The sequence below is a fragment of the Streptomyces sp. NPDC031479 genome, from assembly GCF_055581065.1.
Window position 1 is genome coordinate 90,640 of sequence record NZ_JBVIKC010000020.1, and the last position, 15,107, is coordinate 105,746.

General features: G+C 72.7%; 15 protein-coding genes. 10 read left to right on the top strand and 5 right to left on the bottom strand.

Annotation, left to right across the window (positions count from 1 at the left end; all coding sequences use genetic code 11):
* Positions 1-33: 33 nt before the first annotated feature.
* The 3 genes from mmpB to ACZ5D2_RS22655 all read right to left on the bottom strand — a co-directional run bounded on the left by mmpB (position 34) and on the right by ACZ5D2_RS22655 (position 2,116).
* Complete coding sequence (gene mmpB, locus ACZ5D2_RS22645) at positions 34-168, bottom strand: morphogenic membrane protein MmpB (RefSeq protein ID WP_256462239.1); 135 nt, start codon at positions 166-168, stop codon at positions 34-36.
* Positions 169-288: 120 nt separating this feature from the next.
* Complete coding sequence (locus tag ACZ5D2_RS22650; protein WP_371676972.1) at positions 289-501, bottom strand: acyl-CoA carboxylase epsilon subunit; 213 nt, start codon at positions 499-501, stop codon at positions 289-291.
* Positions 502-523: 22 nt separating this feature from the next.
* Positions 524-2,116, bottom strand: a complete 1,593-nt coding sequence (locus tag ACZ5D2_RS22655; protein ID WP_371676971.1) for an acyl-CoA carboxylase subunit beta — start codon at positions 2,114-2,116, stop codon at positions 524-526.
* A 131-nt stretch (positions 2,117-2,247) separates the two neighbouring features.
* On the opposite strand from ACZ5D2_RS22655, the gene ACZ5D2_RS22660 reads away from it, so the two are divergent.
* The 5 genes from ACZ5D2_RS22660 (at position 2,248) to hutH (ending at position 8,274) form a co-directional block, all read left to right on the top strand.
* Positions 2,248-3,114 carry a biotin--[acetyl-CoA-carboxylase] ligase gene (locus ACZ5D2_RS22660; protein WP_371676970.1) on the top strand — a complete coding sequence of 289 codons (867 nt, stop codon included), beginning with the start codon at positions 2,248-2,250 and terminating at the stop codon, positions 3,112-3,114.
* A gap of 294 nt (positions 3,115-3,408) precedes the next feature.
* Complete coding sequence (locus ACZ5D2_RS22665; RefSeq protein WP_371676969.1) at positions 3,409-4,584, top strand: adenylate/guanylate cyclase domain-containing protein; 1,176 nt, start codon at positions 3,409-3,411, stop codon at positions 4,582-4,584.
* 29 nt (positions 4,585-4,613) lie between these two features.
* On the top strand, positions 4,614-5,417 hold the full coding sequence (locus tag ACZ5D2_RS22670; RefSeq protein ID WP_468931512.1) for an enoyl-CoA hydratase/isomerase family protein: 804 nt from the start codon (positions 4,614-4,616) through the stop codon (positions 5,415-5,417).
* 102 nt (positions 5,418-5,519) lie between these two features.
* Positions 5,520-6,638: a GGDEF domain-containing protein gene (locus ACZ5D2_RS22675; RefSeq protein ID WP_371676968.1), complete on the top strand. Its 1,119-nt coding sequence runs from the start codon at positions 5,520-5,522 to the stop codon at positions 6,636-6,638.
* A 94-nt stretch (positions 6,639-6,732) separates the two neighbouring features.
* Positions 6,733-8,274, top strand: coding sequence for a histidine ammonia-lyase (gene hutH / locus ACZ5D2_RS22680; protein ID WP_371681174.1), 1,542 nt, complete (start codon positions 6,733-6,735; stop codon positions 8,272-8,274).
* Between the two features lie 97 nt (positions 8,275-8,371).
* On the opposite strand, the gene ACZ5D2_RS22685 is transcribed toward hutH, so the two are convergent.
* A complete protein-coding gene (locus ACZ5D2_RS22685; protein ID WP_468931442.1) occupies positions 8,372-8,824 on the bottom strand; it encodes an LPXTG cell wall anchor domain-containing protein in 453 nt (150 codons plus the stop codon).
* Between the two features lie 164 nt (positions 8,825-8,988).
* On the opposite strand from ACZ5D2_RS22685, the gene ACZ5D2_RS22690 reads away from it, so the two are divergent.
* The 5 genes from ACZ5D2_RS22690 to ACZ5D2_RS22710 all read left to right on the top strand — a co-directional run bounded on the left by ACZ5D2_RS22690 (position 8,989) and on the right by ACZ5D2_RS22710 (position 14,100).
* Positions 8,989-9,273, top strand: coding sequence for a hypothetical protein (locus ACZ5D2_RS22690; RefSeq protein ID WP_371676966.1), 285 nt, complete (start codon positions 8,989-8,991; stop codon positions 9,271-9,273).
* 145 nt (positions 9,274-9,418) lie between these two features.
* On the top strand, positions 9,419-10,678 hold the full coding sequence (locus ACZ5D2_RS22695; protein WP_371676965.1) for a L,D-transpeptidase: 1,260 nt from the start codon (positions 9,419-9,421) through the stop codon (positions 10,676-10,678).
* Between the two features lie 138 nt (positions 10,679-10,816).
* Positions 10,817-12,313: an ABC transporter permease gene (locus ACZ5D2_RS22700; RefSeq protein WP_371676964.1), complete on the top strand. Its 1,497-nt coding sequence runs from the start codon at positions 10,817-10,819 to the stop codon at positions 12,311-12,313.
* Positions 12,314-12,420: 107 nt separating this feature from the next.
* Positions 12,421-13,098, top strand: a complete 678-nt coding sequence (locus tag ACZ5D2_RS22705; protein WP_371676963.1) for an ABC transporter ATP-binding protein — start codon at positions 12,421-12,423, stop codon at positions 13,096-13,098.
* Positions 13,099-13,131: 33 nt separating this feature from the next.
* Positions 13,132-14,100: a GNAT family N-acetyltransferase gene (locus tag ACZ5D2_RS22710; RefSeq protein ID WP_468931448.1), complete on the top strand. Its 969-nt coding sequence runs from the start codon at positions 13,132-13,134 to the stop codon at positions 14,098-14,100.
* A 77-nt stretch (positions 14,101-14,177) separates the two neighbouring features.
* Here ACZ5D2_RS22710 and ACZ5D2_RS22715 read toward each other — a convergent pair whose 3' ends face one another.
* Positions 14,178-15,095 carry a helix-turn-helix transcriptional regulator gene (locus ACZ5D2_RS22715; protein ID WP_371676960.1) on the bottom strand — a complete coding sequence of 306 codons (918 nt, stop codon included), beginning with the start codon at positions 15,093-15,095 and terminating at the stop codon, positions 14,178-14,180.
* Positions 15,096-15,107 lie beyond the last annotated feature (12 nt).

Here is a 15,107-nt window from a genome sequence, read left to right on the forward strand (position 1 = left end):
GGGCGGCCGCGGCCGTGCCACCGGGCCGTCCCCCTAGAAGGGGGCGATGCCGAGCACGTACACCCCGACGACCATCGCGAGGGCGAGCACGACGAGCAGCCGCCTGAGCATCGCCTGGGCGTCGCGCATGTCCTTCGGCGGCTCGTTCTTCGGGTCTGACCAGAGCATGCTCCGATCCTTGCCCCGGGACGCCGGTGGCGCCTGAGTACTCGTACTCAGGCGCCACCGTCCGTTCGCGCCATCTTCGGGGCGCCCGGCCTTCGCCCGGCCGTCCCGCGGCCGGCTCCGTCAGTGCTGGCCGGGCCAGTACGTACGGCCCCACGCGCGCGGACCGGGCTGCGGCAGCCGGTGCCGCGCCACCCGGCGCGGAGCGGCCCACTCGTCCGGGACCCGGGGCGCGCCCGACGGGGCCGAGGCCAGCGCCGCCGCGCGCGCTTGGACCACCGCCAGTGCGGCGGCCAGCTCCTCGGGGGTCGGGTTGCCCTTGACGACCTTGATCATCACTGTGAGCTCCTCGGGGGGCCTAGAGGGGGATGTTGCCGTGCTTCTTCGGAGGCAGGGACTCCCGCTTGGTCCGCAGCTGGCGCAGCCCCTTGACCACGTGGGCGCGGGTCTCGGACGGCATGGTCACCGCGTCGATGTAACCGCGCTCGGCCGCCGTGTAGGGGTTGAGCAGCGCGTCCTCGTACTCGGCGATCAGCCGGGCGCGCACCTCCTCGACCTCATTCTCCCCCGCTTCGGCGATCGTGCGCCGGTGCAGGATGTTCACCGCGCCCTGCGCGCCCATGACGGCGATCTGCGCGGTGGGCCAGGCCAGGTTCAGGTCGGCGCCGAGGTGCTTGGAGCCCATGACGTCGTAGGCGCCGCCGAAGGCCTTGCGGGTGATGACGGTGATCAGGGGGACGGTGGCCTCGGCGTAGGCGTAGATCAGCTTCGCGCCGCGCCGGATGATGCCGTTGTACTCCTGGTCGGTGCCCGGCAGGAAGCCCGGGACGTCGACGAACGTCAGCACCGGCACGTTGAAGGCGTCGCAGGTCCGCACGAACCGCGCCGCCTTCTCGGAGGCGTTGATGTCCAGGCAGCCGGCGAACTGCATCGGCTGGTTGGCGACGATGCCCACGGGGTGGCCCTCGACGCGGCCGAAGCCGGTGAGGATGTTCGGGGCGAACAGCGACTGCGTCTCCAGGAACTCGCCGTCGTCCAGCACGTGCTCGATCACGGTGTGCATGTCGTACGGCTGGTTCGCGCTGTCGGGGATCAGCGTGTCGAGTTCGAGGTCGGAGTCCGAGACCTCGGTGTCCGCCTCCTCCGGGAAGGAGGGCGGCTCGGAGAGGTTGTTCGACGGCAGGTACGCCAGCAGGGACTTGACGTACTCGATGGCGTCCTTCTCGTCGCCCGCCATGTGGTGCGCCACGCCCGAGGTGGAGTTGTGGGTGCGCGCACCGCCCAGCTCCTCGAAGCCGACGTCCTCGCCGGTGACCGTCTTGATGACGTCCGGGCCGGTGATGAACATGTGCGAGGTCTGGTCGACCATGACGGTGAAGTCGGTGATCGCCGGGGAGTACACGGCACCGCCGGCGCAGGGGCCGACGATCAGGCTGATCTGCGGGATCACGCCGGACGCGTGCACGTTGCGGCGGAAGATCTCGCCGTACATGCCGAGCGCGCTGACGCCCTCCTGGATGCGGGCGCCGCCGGAGTCGTTGATGCCGACGAGGGGGCAGCCGGTCTTCAGCGCGAAGTCCATGACCTTCATGATCTTCTGGCCGTAGACCTCGCCGAGGGCTCCGCCGAAGACGGTGAAGTCCTGCGAGAACACCGCCACCGGGCGGCCGTCCACCGTGCCGTAGCCGGTGACGACGCCGTCGCCGTAGGGGCGGGTCTTCTCCAGGCCGAAGCTGGTGGAGCGGTGCCGGGCGAACTCGTCCAGCTCTACGAAGGACCCCTCGTCCAACAGCAGCGCGACGCGCTCACGCGCCGTCAGCTTGCCCTTGGCGTGCTGCTTCTCGACGGCCCGCGCGGAACCGGCGTGGGTGGCTTCCTCGACGCGGCGCCGCAGGTCCGCGAGCTTGCCCGCGGTCGTGTGCATGTCGATCGGCTCTGAGGGTTGGGACATCGGGGTCGCGGCTCCCTGTGTGGTGTCAACTGCCTGGTCAATTGATTGACTGCTGCTGGCTACTGGTGCGTAGCGTATCGGCGGGCATGGCGCTCGGCAGTGCGGCGTTTGACACACCTAATGTGGCTTGCATGACGCCATCAGATGCAGCAGCCGGACCCTCCGCGGGACGCTGGTCGAGCCTGGACCGGCCTCCCCTCAACGCCGCCGCCCTGCGCCGGGCCCTCGTCGTCGAGGGCGGCCTGTGGACCTCCCTGGAGGTGGTCCCCGCCACCGGCTCCACCAACACCGACCTCGCCGGGAGGGCCGCGGACCTGCCGGAGGGGGCCGTGCTGGTCGCCGAGGAGCAGACCGCCGGGCGGGGCCGCCTGGACCGCAGCTGGACGGCTCCGGCGCGGTCGGGGCTGTTCTTCTCCGTCCTGCTCAAGCCCGGGGAGGAGGTGCCGCAGGAGCGGTGGGGATGGCTGACCCTGCTGGCCGGGGTGGCCGCCGCGCAGGGTCTGTCCCGGGCGGCGGGCGTGGACACCTCCCTGAAATGGCCCAACGACCTGCTGGTCACGGTGGACGGGGAGGAGCGCAAGGCCGCCGGGATCCTCGCGGAGCGGGTCGCGGACGGGGTCGTGGTCGGGATCGGGCTCAACGTCACGCTGACCGAGGACGAGCTGCCGGTGCCGGCGGCGGGGTCGCTGCTGCTGGCGAAGGCGACGGTGACGGACCGGGAGCCGCTGCTCAAGGCGGTGCTGCGGACACTGGAGGAGTGGTACGGGCGCTGGCGCGCGGCCGGCGGGGACCCGGCCGAGAGCGGCCTCCAGGAGGCGTACGCGGCGGGCTGCGCGACCCTGGGCCGGCACGTCCGCGCAGAGCTGCCCGGCGGGCGCTCCCTCACCGGAACGGCCGAAGCGGTGGACGTGGACGGGCGGCTGGTGATCCGGACGCCGGAGGAGGAGCGGGAGGCGGTGGGCGCGGGCGACGTGGTGCACCTGCGCTCCGTGCGCTGACGCGGGCCGCCGTGGCGGCGGGACAGGCGCCGGAGCCACCCGCTCCGGCGCCGGGCCCGGTGGGCCGCCGTCCCGGGGCTCCGGCCCCGGATCCCCGCGCCTCGAACGCCGGCGGGGCCGGATCCGGGCCGGTGCGGGAGGCCCCGTCCGGCATTCGGCGCCCCGGAGGCGAGGAGGAACCCCAAAATTGTGGGGGAGTGAGCTACGGCACACCTGCCGTATGGTTTAGGCGATCGCGGTCCCGCGGTGATCACCCGGTTTCGCAGTGCGCACGGAATGGACAGGAGGCGGCCCTTGACCGTCGACGACTCTACGTCCAGCGCGTCCGGGTCCGGTCCGGGCCCGGGGAGCGGCTCCGGCTCGGGGCCCGGGACGCCGATCGGGCGCGACCAGCACACCCCGATGCACGAGGTGGACCACACCGCCCAGCCCACGGCCGACCCGCTCGCGATCCGGCTGGAGCAGCTGATCCTGGGCGCCGAGCGGCGCTACACGCCCTTCCAGGCCGCCCGCAGCGCCGGGGTGTCGATGGAGCTGGCCTCGCGCTTCTGGCGGGCCATGGGCTTCGCGGACATCGGGCAGGCGCGCGCGCTGACGGAGGCCGACGTGCTGGCGCTGCGCCGCCTGGCCGGTCTCGTGGAGGCGGGGCTGCTCAGCGAGCCGATGGCCGTGCAGGTGGCCCGGTCCACCGGGCAGACCACCGCCCGGTTGGCGGAGTGGCAGATCGATTCCTTCCTGGAGGGCCTGACGGAGCCGCCCGAGCCCGGCATGACCCGTACCGAGGTGACGTACCCGCTGGTCGAGCTGCTGCTGCCGGAGCTGGAGGAGTTCCTCGTCTACGTGTGGCGCCGCCAGCTCGCGGCCGCCACCGGCCGGGTCGTGCAGGTCGCGGACGACGAGGAGATGGTCGACCGCAGGCTCGCGGTGGGATTCGCGGACCTGGTGGGCTTCACCCGGCTGACGCGCCGGCTGGAGGAGGAGGAGCTCGGCGAGCTGGTCGAGGCCTTCGAGACCACGGCCGCGGACCTGGTGGCGGCGCACGGCGGCCGGCTCATCAAGACCCTCGGCGACGAGGTGCTGTACTGCGCAGACGACTCGGCGACGGCGGCGGAGATCGCGCTGCGGCTGATCGAGACGATGGAGGCCGATCCCCAGATGCCGGAGCTGCGGGTCGGGATCGCCTTCGGGACCGTGACGACCCGGATGGGCGACGTGTTCGGCACGACCGTGAACCTCGCCTCGCGGCTGACCTCCATAGCCCCGAAGGACGCCGTGCTGGTGGACGGGGCGATGGCCGAGGAGCTGAGCCGGACCGGAGCCGCGCCGAAGTCGGAGAAGGGCGCCGAGGCCGAGGAGGGCGGCGGCTCGTACCGTTTCGCGCTCCAGCCGATGTGGCAGCGGCCGGTCCGCGGTCTCGGTGTCGTGGAGCCCTGGTCGCTGACGCGCAGGACGCCTAAGATCCCCGGGTAACGTTCGTTAACCGAGAGGGTGGCGTGGCTGTGGACGAGGTCCGGTACGGGGAGTTCGTCGCGGTGCGGCGCCATGGTGACGGCGGAGCCGTCGCCGAGCTGGTGCTGGACCGGCCCAAGGCGATGAACGCCGTTTCCACGGAGATGGCGCGGTCCATCGGGGCGGCCTGCGCGGCGCTCGCCGCCGACGCCTCGGTACGGGTGGTCGTGCTCTCCTCCACCCATGAGCGGGCCTTCTGCGTGGGCGCGGACCTCAAGGAGCGCAACTCCTTCTCGGACGCCGAGCTGGTGCGGCAGCGGCCCACCACCCGGGGGGCCTACGGCGGCGTGCTGGAGCTGCCGATGCCGACCGTCGCCGCGGTGCACGGCTTCGCGCTGGGCGGCGGCTTCGAGCTGGCGCTGGCCTGTGACGTGATCGTGGCCGACGAGACGGCGGTGGTCGGCCTGCCCGAGGTGTCGGTCGGCGTGATCCCCGGCGGCGGCGGTACGCAGCTGCTGCCCCGGCGGGTCGGGGCGGCCCGGGCGGCCGAGCTGATCTTCACGGCCCGGCGGGTGGAGGCCGCGGAGGCGCTCTCCCTGGGCCTGGTGGACTCGCTGGCCCCGGTGGGCGAGGACCGGACGCGGGCCCTGGAGCTGGCGGCGGCGATGGCGGCGAACTCCCCCGTCGGGCTGCGCGCGGCCAAGCGGGCGCTGCGGCTGGGTCACGGGATGGACCTGGCGGCCGGACTGGAGATCGAGGACGCGGCCTGGCGCACGGTGGCCTTCTCCGGGGACCGGGCCGAGGGCGTGGCGGCGTTCAACGAGAAGCGCAAGCCGAACTGGCCGGGGGAGTAGGGCCCCGCTCGCCCGCCCGCCGTCGTCACGCGCTGTGACCGTATGATTGCGGAAATGCGCGCCAACTGTCACTAAATCTGACAAACCCCCTAACCTGGGGCGATGGGAGTTGACGGGCGGCTTCGGGCCGTCGTGGGCCTCGCGCAGGCCATGGCGGCTGCCTGCGCGCCGCGGGACAGCGTCCGGGCCGCCGCCCGGGGCGCACGGGTGGCGATGGACGGGTCCTTCGCCGCCATCTCCGCGTGGGAGCGCGAGCGGGGCCGGCTGCGGGTGCTCGTCAACGAGGGGGAACGGCGGGCCGGGGAGGAGGAGTTCCCGGAGGACGAGTCCTATCCGGTGCACGACTTCCCGGAGATCACCGAGTTCCTGCACGAACGCTGGGCGGGCGGGGGCGGGCCGCACGCCTGGGTCGAGAGCGCGGTCGGCGACCGGCCGGGCCGCCGGGGCGAGGCCCTGCGCCGGCGCGGGCGCGGCAGCTGCGTGGTCGCGCCGATCGTGCTCAGCGGGCGGGCCTGGGGCGAGCTGTACGTCGCCCGGGACGAGGGGCTGCCCGACTTCGACGACGACGACGCCGAGTTCGCGGCGGTCCTCGCGGCGGTGGTCGCGGCCGGACTCGCGCAGAACGAACGGCTGGAGGAGGCGCGCAGGCTGGCCTTCACCGACCCGCTGACCGGGCTCGCGAACCGGCGGGCCGTCGACATGCGGCTCGACGAGGCCCTGGAGGAACACCGGCGCGCCGGAACGGTGGTGAGCCTGGTCGTCTGCGACCTCAACGGCCTCAAGAAGGTCAACGACACCCTCGGGCACGCCATGGGCGACCGGCTGCTGGAGCGGTTCGGCTCGGTGCTGAGCCTGTGCGGGGCCATGCTGGCGGGCACGCTGGTCGCCCGGCTGGGCGGCGACGAGTTCTGCCTGGTGAGCGTGGGGCCCTCGGCCGACGAGGTGGTCCGGGTGACCGAGGAGGTGTGCGTGCGCGCCGCCGAACTGGAGCTGGGCGAAGGGGTGGCCTGCGGGGTCGCGTCCACCGGGGACCCGATCGGGCCGGTCAGGTCCTCGCGCCGGCTCTTCCGGCTGGCGGACGCCGCCCAGTACAAGGCGAAGGCCGCGCGCTCGGCGCAGCCGGTGGTGGCGGGCCGGGACACGGCCGTGGTGCGGCTCGCCGACGCGGCCGCCGCGCGCGAGGCCCCGGGGGAGCGGCGCCGCTTCCGCGGCCGCCAGTGATCCGCTCCGGGTAAGGGGCGGCGGGCGGGCGCGATCGTGACAATGTTGGCTAGTGACATGAAGGGATTCAGTCCGTAGGGTGCTGAATATGGATATGCACACTGTCGTGGTGGGAACGTCCGGGACCACCGCCGAGGACGTCATCGCAGTCGCCCGAGGCAACGCGCGGATCGAGCTGTCCGGCGAGGCCCTGGACGCCCTCGCCCGCGCTCGCGAGATCGTCGACGCGCTCGCCGCCAAGCCCGAACCCGTCTACGGGGTCTCCACCGGGTTCGGCGCCCTCGCCTCCCGTCACATCAGCCCCGAGCTGCGCGCGCAGCTCCAGCGCAACATCGTCCGCTCGCACGCCGCCGGCATGGGCCCGCGCGTCGAGCGGGAGGTCGTGCGCGCCCTGATGTTCCTGCGCCTGAAGACGGTGGCCTCCGGGCACACCGGGGTGCGTCCCTCCGTCGCCCAGACCATGGCCGACGTGCTCAACGCCGGGATCACCCCCGTCGTCCACGAGTACGGCTCCCTCGGCTGCTCCGGCGACCTGGCCCCCCTTTCGCACTGCGCGCTCGCGCTGATGGGCGAGGGCGACGCCGAGGGGCCGGACGGCACCGTCCGCCCCGCCGGCGAACTGCTCGCCGAGTACGGCATCGAGCCCGTCGAGCTGCGGGAGAAGGAGGGCCTCGCCCTCCTCAACGGCACCGACGGCATGCTCGGCATGCTGGTCATGGCCCTCGCCGACCTCGACCGGCTCTACAAGTCCGCCGACATCACCGCCGCCCTCACCCTGGAGGCGCTGCTCGGCACCGAGAAGGTGCTCCAGCCCGAGCTGCACGCCATCCGCCCGCACCCCGGCCAGGGCGCCTCCGCCGCCAACATGGCCGCCGTGCTCAAGGGCTCCGGTCTCACCGGGCACTTCCAGGAGGAGTCCGCCCCGCGCGTCCAGGACGCCTACTCCGTGCGGTGCGCCCCGCAGGTCGCCGGCGCGGGCCGCGACACCATGGCGCACGCCGCCCTGGTCGCCTCCCGCGAACTGGCCTCCGCCGTCGACAACCCGGTGGTGCTGCCCGACGGACGCGTGGAGTCCAACGGCAACTTCCACGGCGCGCCCGTCGCCTACGTGCTGGACTTCCTGGCCATCGCCGCCGCCGACCTCGGCTCCATCGCCGAGCGCCGCACCGACCGCCTCCTCGACAAGAACCGCAGCCACGGCCTGCCGCCGTTCCTGGCGGACGACGCCGGTGTGGACTCCGGTCTGATGATCGCCCAGTACACGCAGGCCGCCCTGGTCAGCGAGATGAAGCGGCTGGCCGTTCCGGCCTCCGCCGACTCGATCCCCTCCTCCGCCATGCAGGAGGACCACGTCTCCATGGGGTGGTCGGCCGCGCGCAAGCTGCGTACCGCGATCGACAACCTGACCCGGATCATCGCCATCGAGCTCTACGCGGCCACCCGGGCCATCGAGCTGCGCCACGGCCTCACCCCGGCGCCGGCCAGCCGCGCCGCGATCGCCGCGGCGCGGGAGGCGGGCGTGGAGGGTCCCGGGCCGGATCGTTTCCTCGCCCCCGACCTGGCCGCCGCCGACGCCTTCGTGCGCGCGGGCGGTCTCGTGGCGGCCGTGGAGCCGGTGACGGGCCCGCTGGCCTGATCCGGCGGTCCGCCGCCGCAGTCGTACGAGGGCCGCGCCCCCGGGGATCCGATCCCCGGGGGCGCGGCCCTTTCGCGTACGGCGCCGTACGCGCGGTCTACAGGCTGCGGGAGCGGCGTACGGAGAAGGCCACGAAGCCGGCCCCGAGGCCGAGGCAGAGCGTGCCGCCGACCACGTACGGGGTGGTGTCGGTGCTGCCGGTGTCGGCGAGCGAGAGGGTGACGACGGAGGCCGGCTCCGCCTCGCTGACACCGGCGAGGCTGCCGGTGCCGGTGCCGGTGCCGGTGCCGGTGCCGGTGCCGGTGGTGCCGGTGCCGACGCCGGCGCCCGTATCCGTACCTGTGTCGGTACTGGTGACCGTGCCGGTGTCGGCGGCGGTGACCGTGCCGGTGTCGGCGGCGGTGACGGTGCCCGTGTTGGCGGCGGCGGGTGCGCCGGAGGAGCCCGCCGGATGTCCGGGCGCCGTGGCGTTCGCCGAGGGGACGAACCAGAGGGCGGCGAGGAGGGTGGTCGCTCCGAGAGCGGTGAGCAGCGGTCGAGGTGCGGACACGGTGCGATCCCCCTTGCGGAAGCAGCGAATTGGCCGTGTGGGCAGATGCTAGTGAAAGGGGCGGGTCGTGGGAAAGTCGAGGCTGTCGCGGGCTTACTCTCCGTCGTATGAACCCTTCTGAGACATCACGATACGTACGGCTTCGGGTGGATTTGGTCCTCGAAGTGTCCGACTCGGACGCCCTGATCGGCGCCGCCCTCGGGCACATCAAGGCCGACGAGTTCATGCCGGACGAGGAGCGCGGCCACGCCGAGTCGGCCGTGCGCGAGGACGAATGCGAGGCGCTGGCCTACCTGGTGGACCCCACCGACCTGGTCGCGGAACTGGCGGGAGTCGAGCTGGCGCAGGCCTCTTGGAGCAGCGAACCGGTCGAATACGACCCCGAGTCGCTGGAGTGGGACCTGGGCGAGGAAGATGGTGACTTCGAGGAAGAGGCCGACAACGCCTGACCGTGGGGTTGCACACATCCGAACGGAATGTGGAACCGTTCCACGTCGTAACGCGTTGTCAGGACGAGCAGGGGGGTTGATCTCCCCTGCCCGGCCCGATCCCGGGAATGCAGCCTCGGGGTTTCCGGCAACGATGGAGTGACGTGTGAGGACGTACAGCAAGCGGCGGCGAAGGTCCCTGGTGGCCGTGTCCGCCGTGCTCGGTGGCGTACTGATGCTTTCGGCCTGTAACGACGCGGGCGACGAGAAGGCAAAGGGCGGCGCGGACACGGGCAAGTCGCAGGCGGATGTGGACGCCGCGGCGGCCAAGGACACCTCCAAGGCCCGAATAGCCATCACGCCCAAGGGCGGCGCGACCAACGTCGGCCTGAACGACGCCACGAACGTCACCGTCAGCGACGGAAAGCTCACCAAGGTCGAGCTCAAGTCCACGGAGGGCGGGGCCGTCGCGGGCAAGATCTCCGCCGACGGCAAGAGCTGGAAGCCGGACGGCGCGCTGAAGCGCTCGACGAAGTACACCCTCGCGGCGACCGCGAAGGACGAGGCCGGGCGCGAGGCGCACGAGAACACCTCCTTCACGACGGTCTCCCCGGAGAACAGCTACGTCGGCTCGTTCATCCCGGACGAGGGCGAGACGGTCGGCGTGGGCATGCCCGTGTCGATCACCTTCAACAAGCCGATCAAGGACATGAAGGCCGTGCAGGCGGCCATCACGGTCTCCTCCACCAGCGGCCAGGAAGTCGTCGGCCACTGGTTCGGCAACCAGCGCCTGGACTTCCGTCCGGAGCAGTACTGGCAGGCGAACTCCACCGTCACGCTGAAGCTGGCGCTGGAGGGCGTGCAGGGTGCTCCCGGCATCCAGGGCGTCCAGAACAAGACCGTCACCTTCAAGATCGGCCGGAGCCAGGTCTCCACGGTCGACACGAAGACCAAGAAGATGACGGTCACCCGCGACGGGCAGGTCCTCAAGACCATCCCGATCTCGGCGGGCTCCCCGGAGAACCCGACCTACAACGGTCAGATGGTGATCTCCGAGAAGTTCAAGGAGACCCGGATGGACGGCTCCACTGTCGGCTTCAAGAACAGTGAGGGCAAGGGCGAGTACGACATCAAGGACGTTCCGCACGCGATGCGGCTGTCCGAGTCGGGCACCTTCATCCACGGCAACTACTGGGGATCGGACTCGATCTTCGGCAGCGTGAACACCAGCCACGGCTGTGTCGGTCTGAACGACACCAAGGGCGCCAACGACCCGGACACCGCCGGTTCCTGGTTCTTCGACAACTCGCTCATCGGCGACGTGGTCACGGTGACGAACTCCCCGGACAAGACCATCAAGCCCGACAACGGCCTCAACGGCTGGAACATGAGCTGGGCGGAGTGGAAGGCCGGTCCCTCGGCCTGAGCCGAACCGACCTGGTCCGACGCGTGAGACGGACGGCGGGAAGCCCCACACGGGCTCCCCGCCGTCCGTCTTTTCTTCTCATGGGACTCTTACCCTGGCCTTATCCGGCCATCAGGGGTGCCGCCTAATTTCGGCCGCATGTTCTTCACCTACCTCCGGCGCGAGTTGCGCCGCCGCCGGAAGGCCGCGCTCGTCGTCGCCTCCGGGCTCGCCCTCGGCATCGCCCTCGTCATCGTGGTCACCTCCGTCTCGGCGGGCATGAACGCCGCCCAGGGCAAGGTCCTCCAGTCGCTCTACGGCCTCGGCACGGACATGACCGTCACCAAGGCCCAGACCCCGCCGGGCGAGAACGGGCAACCCGGCAGGCCCCGCTTCCAGTTCGACGCCAAGGGCGACGGCGACGCGAACGCCGACGCCGAGCAGAGCCACGACATCGTGATGCCGCAGGGCTTCCAGACCCTCGACGCGGCCACGGTCGGCAAGGTGTCCGGCCAGAACGGGGTCGCGCAGGCGGTGGGCGGCCTCAGCCTCCAGGTGATGAAGGTCAACGGCCAGTTCAAGCGGGGCGAGTTGCGGCACTCCCAGGGCGGCGGCAACGGCGGCAACGGCGGCGGCCGCGGCGGGGCGGGCGGCCAGGGCGGCGCGGGCGCCGGCCAGGGCGGGACGGTCGAGGGCGGCGGTGCGAACTTCGACGTCAACTCCTTCTCCGTCTACGGTGCGGACGTGGCGCACCCCGCGCTCGGCCCGCTCACCACCTCCAAGATCACCTCCGGTCGCACCTTCCAGGCCGGCGAAACGGACACCGCCGTCGCCGTCGTGGACAGCGCGTACGCGAGCCAGAACAAGCTCGCCGTGGACGCCACGCTGACCATCAAGAACACCCCGTTCAAGGTCATCGGCATCGCCACCGCCGACAGCGGCGACGCCACCGCCAACGTCTACGTCCCGCTCAAGCAGGCCCAGACCCTGGCCGGGGCGGCCGACAAGATCACCACGGTCTACGTCCAGGCGAAGGACTCCCAGGCCATCGGCTCCGTCAAGCAGGCCATCCAGAAGAACGTCCCCGACACCACGGTCACCACCTCCGCCGACCTCGCGGACACCGTCTCCGGCTCCCTCTCCACGGCCTCCTCGCTGGCCTCCACCGTCGGCACCTGGCTCTCGTACGCCGTCCTCGCCGCGGCCTTCCTCGTCGCCGGCCTGCTCACCTCCTCCGCCGTCTCCCGCCGGGTCAGGGAGTTCGGCACCCTCAAGGCGCTCGGCTGGAAGAGCAGCCGCGTCACCCGCCAGGTCGCCGGAGAAGCCCTGGTCAACGGCCTGATCGGCGGAGTGCTCGGGATCGGCGTCGGACTCGCCGCCGCCTACGCGATCACCGCCGTCAGCCCCAGCCTCACCGCGCAGCTCGCGGGCGGGGGCGGCGGCCGCGGGGGGCGCGGCGGAGGCCGGATGTTCGGCGGCGCCGCCCGCCAGGCGGCCGGAAAGGCCGTGGACGTGGCGCTCACCGCTCCCGTCTCGCTCGCCACCATCGGCCTGGCCGTCGCCCTCGCGGTGGCCGGAGGCCTCGTCGCGGGCGGCTTCGGCGGCTGGCGCGCCTCCCGGCTGCGGCCCGCGGACGCCCTGCGCCGCGTCGAGTAGCCCGCACGGCGGCCCGCGCCGGCCACCGACGCCGGCGCGCCCGTCCGCGCCCGTCCGTACGGGCCACGCACGTGGCCGCGTACCTCCACAGCAACCGAGGGAACCAGATGTACCAGCTCACCGGAGTCACCAAGCGCTACCGGCGCGGCAAGGAAACCATCGACGCGCTCGCCGGCGTCGACCTGACCATCGAGGACGGCGGCCGGCTCGTCATCCAGGGACCCACCGGCGGCGGCAAGTCCACCCTGCTCCAGATGCTCGGCGCGCTCGACCGGCCCACGACGGGACAGGTCGTCCTCGACGGACTCGACCTGGCCACCGTCTCCGAGGCCCGCCTGACCCGGGTCCGCGCCGAGAACATCGGCTTCGTCTTCCAGTCCTTCAACCTCATCCCGACGCTCACCGCCCAGGAGAACGTCGAGACGGCCCTCGTCCCCCTCGGCCTGAAGGCCGGCGAGCGGCGCGCACGGGCCGCCGAGGCCCTGGAGTCGGTGGGGCTGGGCGAGCGGATGGGCCACCTGCCCGGCGAGATGTCCGGCGGCCAGCAGCAGCGCGTCGCCATCGCGCGGGCACTCGTCAAGAAGCCCAAGGTGCTCCTCGCCGACGAGCCCACCGGCAACCTCGACGAATCCATGCGCGACGAGATCATGGACCTGCTGGAAGGGCTCTGGAAGGAGCACGGGCTGACCTTCGTGATGGTCACCCACGACAGCGCCCTCGCCCGCCGGGCACCCCGCCTGGCAACCATCCGGCACGGCAGGGTGACCATCACCGAAAACCCCTGAACGGACCGGTCGGGCACGGCCTAGGGTCCGGGTATGACGAAGATCCACATGCTGTCCGTTCCCCCGACCGACGACGAGGTGGACGCCTGGTGGGCGGTCCAGGTCGCCGCCCACGCCTCCGACGCCGCGGCCCTGCCCGGCCTGCCCCCGCCCGCCCGGGTGGAGGCCGCCGGGCGGCTGCGCGTGACACCCGTCCGCGGCCGGCTGTGCCACTGGGTCACCGAGGACGGCGACGGGCACGCGTCCCTGATGCTCTTCACCGAACCGGGCAACACGCACACCGCGTTCCTGGAGGAGCTGACCGTACGGCCCGACGCGCGCCGGCGGGGGGTGGGCACGGCCCTGTGGCAGCGGATCCGTGAGGAACTGCGGGAGCAGGGCCGCACCTCCGTCGCCACCGTCGCCGACATCGGCGGCCCCGGCCAGGCCTTCGCCGAGTCCCTCGGCTTCGAGAACGTGCTGCCGATCGGCTGGTACGTCCAGGAACTCCCGCAGGCCGCCCCCGAGGTCCCCGACACTCCCGGCTACGAGCTCCTGACCTGGCCCGGCCTGGTCCCCGACGCCTGGGCCCCGGCCACCGCCGTCGCCCACGCGGCCATGGAGGACGCCCCGAGCGGCGACAGCGACGAGCAGTTCCCGACCTGGACGCCCGAGCGGGTGCACGCCGCGCAGCAGCTGGTCCTGGACCGGGGCGGGGACATCACCGTCGTCGCGGCCGTCACCCCGGCCGGGGAGGTCGCCGCGTACACCGCGCTCGTACTGCCGGACCCGCACGGCCCGCGCGCCCTCCAGTACGACACCGTCGTCGTCCCCGCGCACCGGGGACACGGCCTGGGACGGGCGGTCAAGCTGCGGATGCTCGCCGAGGCCGCCGCCCGCCACCCGGAGCTGCGCCGCGTCGGCACCACCGTGGCCGACGAGAACACCCCGATGCGCGCCGTGAACGAAGCCCTCGGCTACCGGCACGAGCGCGACGCGGGGCTCTTCCAGCTCAAGCTCTGACGCGTGGGGCGGGGCGGCGGGGCGGGCGCGGGACGCGGGGCGCGTGCAGCCGGCCCGGCCCGGCCGCTCCCCGCCCCTCAGCCCGGCTGCTCGGCCGCCGCCGACGTGGCCGACGTGGACGCCGCCGACGCGGCGGCGCTCGGCGACGGCGCAGTCCAGGACGACAGCATCCGCAACGCGTCCGCCGAGGGCGAGCCCGGCTCTGCGTGGTACGTCACCAGGAACTGCGCCGGGTCGTCCGGCAGCGTCAGCGTCTCGAACGACAGCGACAGCTCACCCACCAGCGGGTGCCGCAGCCGCTTCACCCCGTGCGTCTTGTTGTCCGCCACCGTGTGCGCCGCCCACAGCCGCCGGAACTCCTCGTTCTTCACCGACAGCTCACCCACCAGCGCCGAGAGCTGCTCGTCGTCCGGGAACTGGCCGGCGTACATGCGCAGGTTGCTGACCACCTCGCACGCCCTGCACTCCCACTCCGCGTACAGCTCCGCCGTCGCCGGATCCAGGAACACCAGCCGCACCAGGTTCCGCTCGGCCGGCGGCAGCGCCCCGAAGTCCCCGAAGACCGCCGCGGCGAGCGGGTTCCAGCCGATGACGTCCTGCCGCCGCCCCACCAGGTACGCCGGCACCCCGTCCATCGCCTCCAGCAGCGAACGCAGCCCCGGCCGGACCTGCTGCGGCCGCCGGGCCCGGCTGCGCCGGTTGCGGGTCCGCGGGCTCGCCAGGTGGTTCAGGTGCGCCGACTCCGCGCCGTCCAGGCGCAGCGCCCGCGCGATGGCGTCCAGCACCTCGGCGGACACGTTCTGGCCGTGCCCCTGCTCCAGGCGCGTGTAGTACGCCACCGAAACCCCGGCCAGCTGGGCCAGCTCCTCACGGCGCAGCCCCGGTACCCGGCGGTGGCGCCCGTAGTCGGGCAGGCCCACGTCCTCCGGGCGCAGACGGGCCCGGCGGGTCCGCAGGAACTCTCCCAGTTCGGCACGCTGATCAAGGTGGTCCATACCGAAATTATC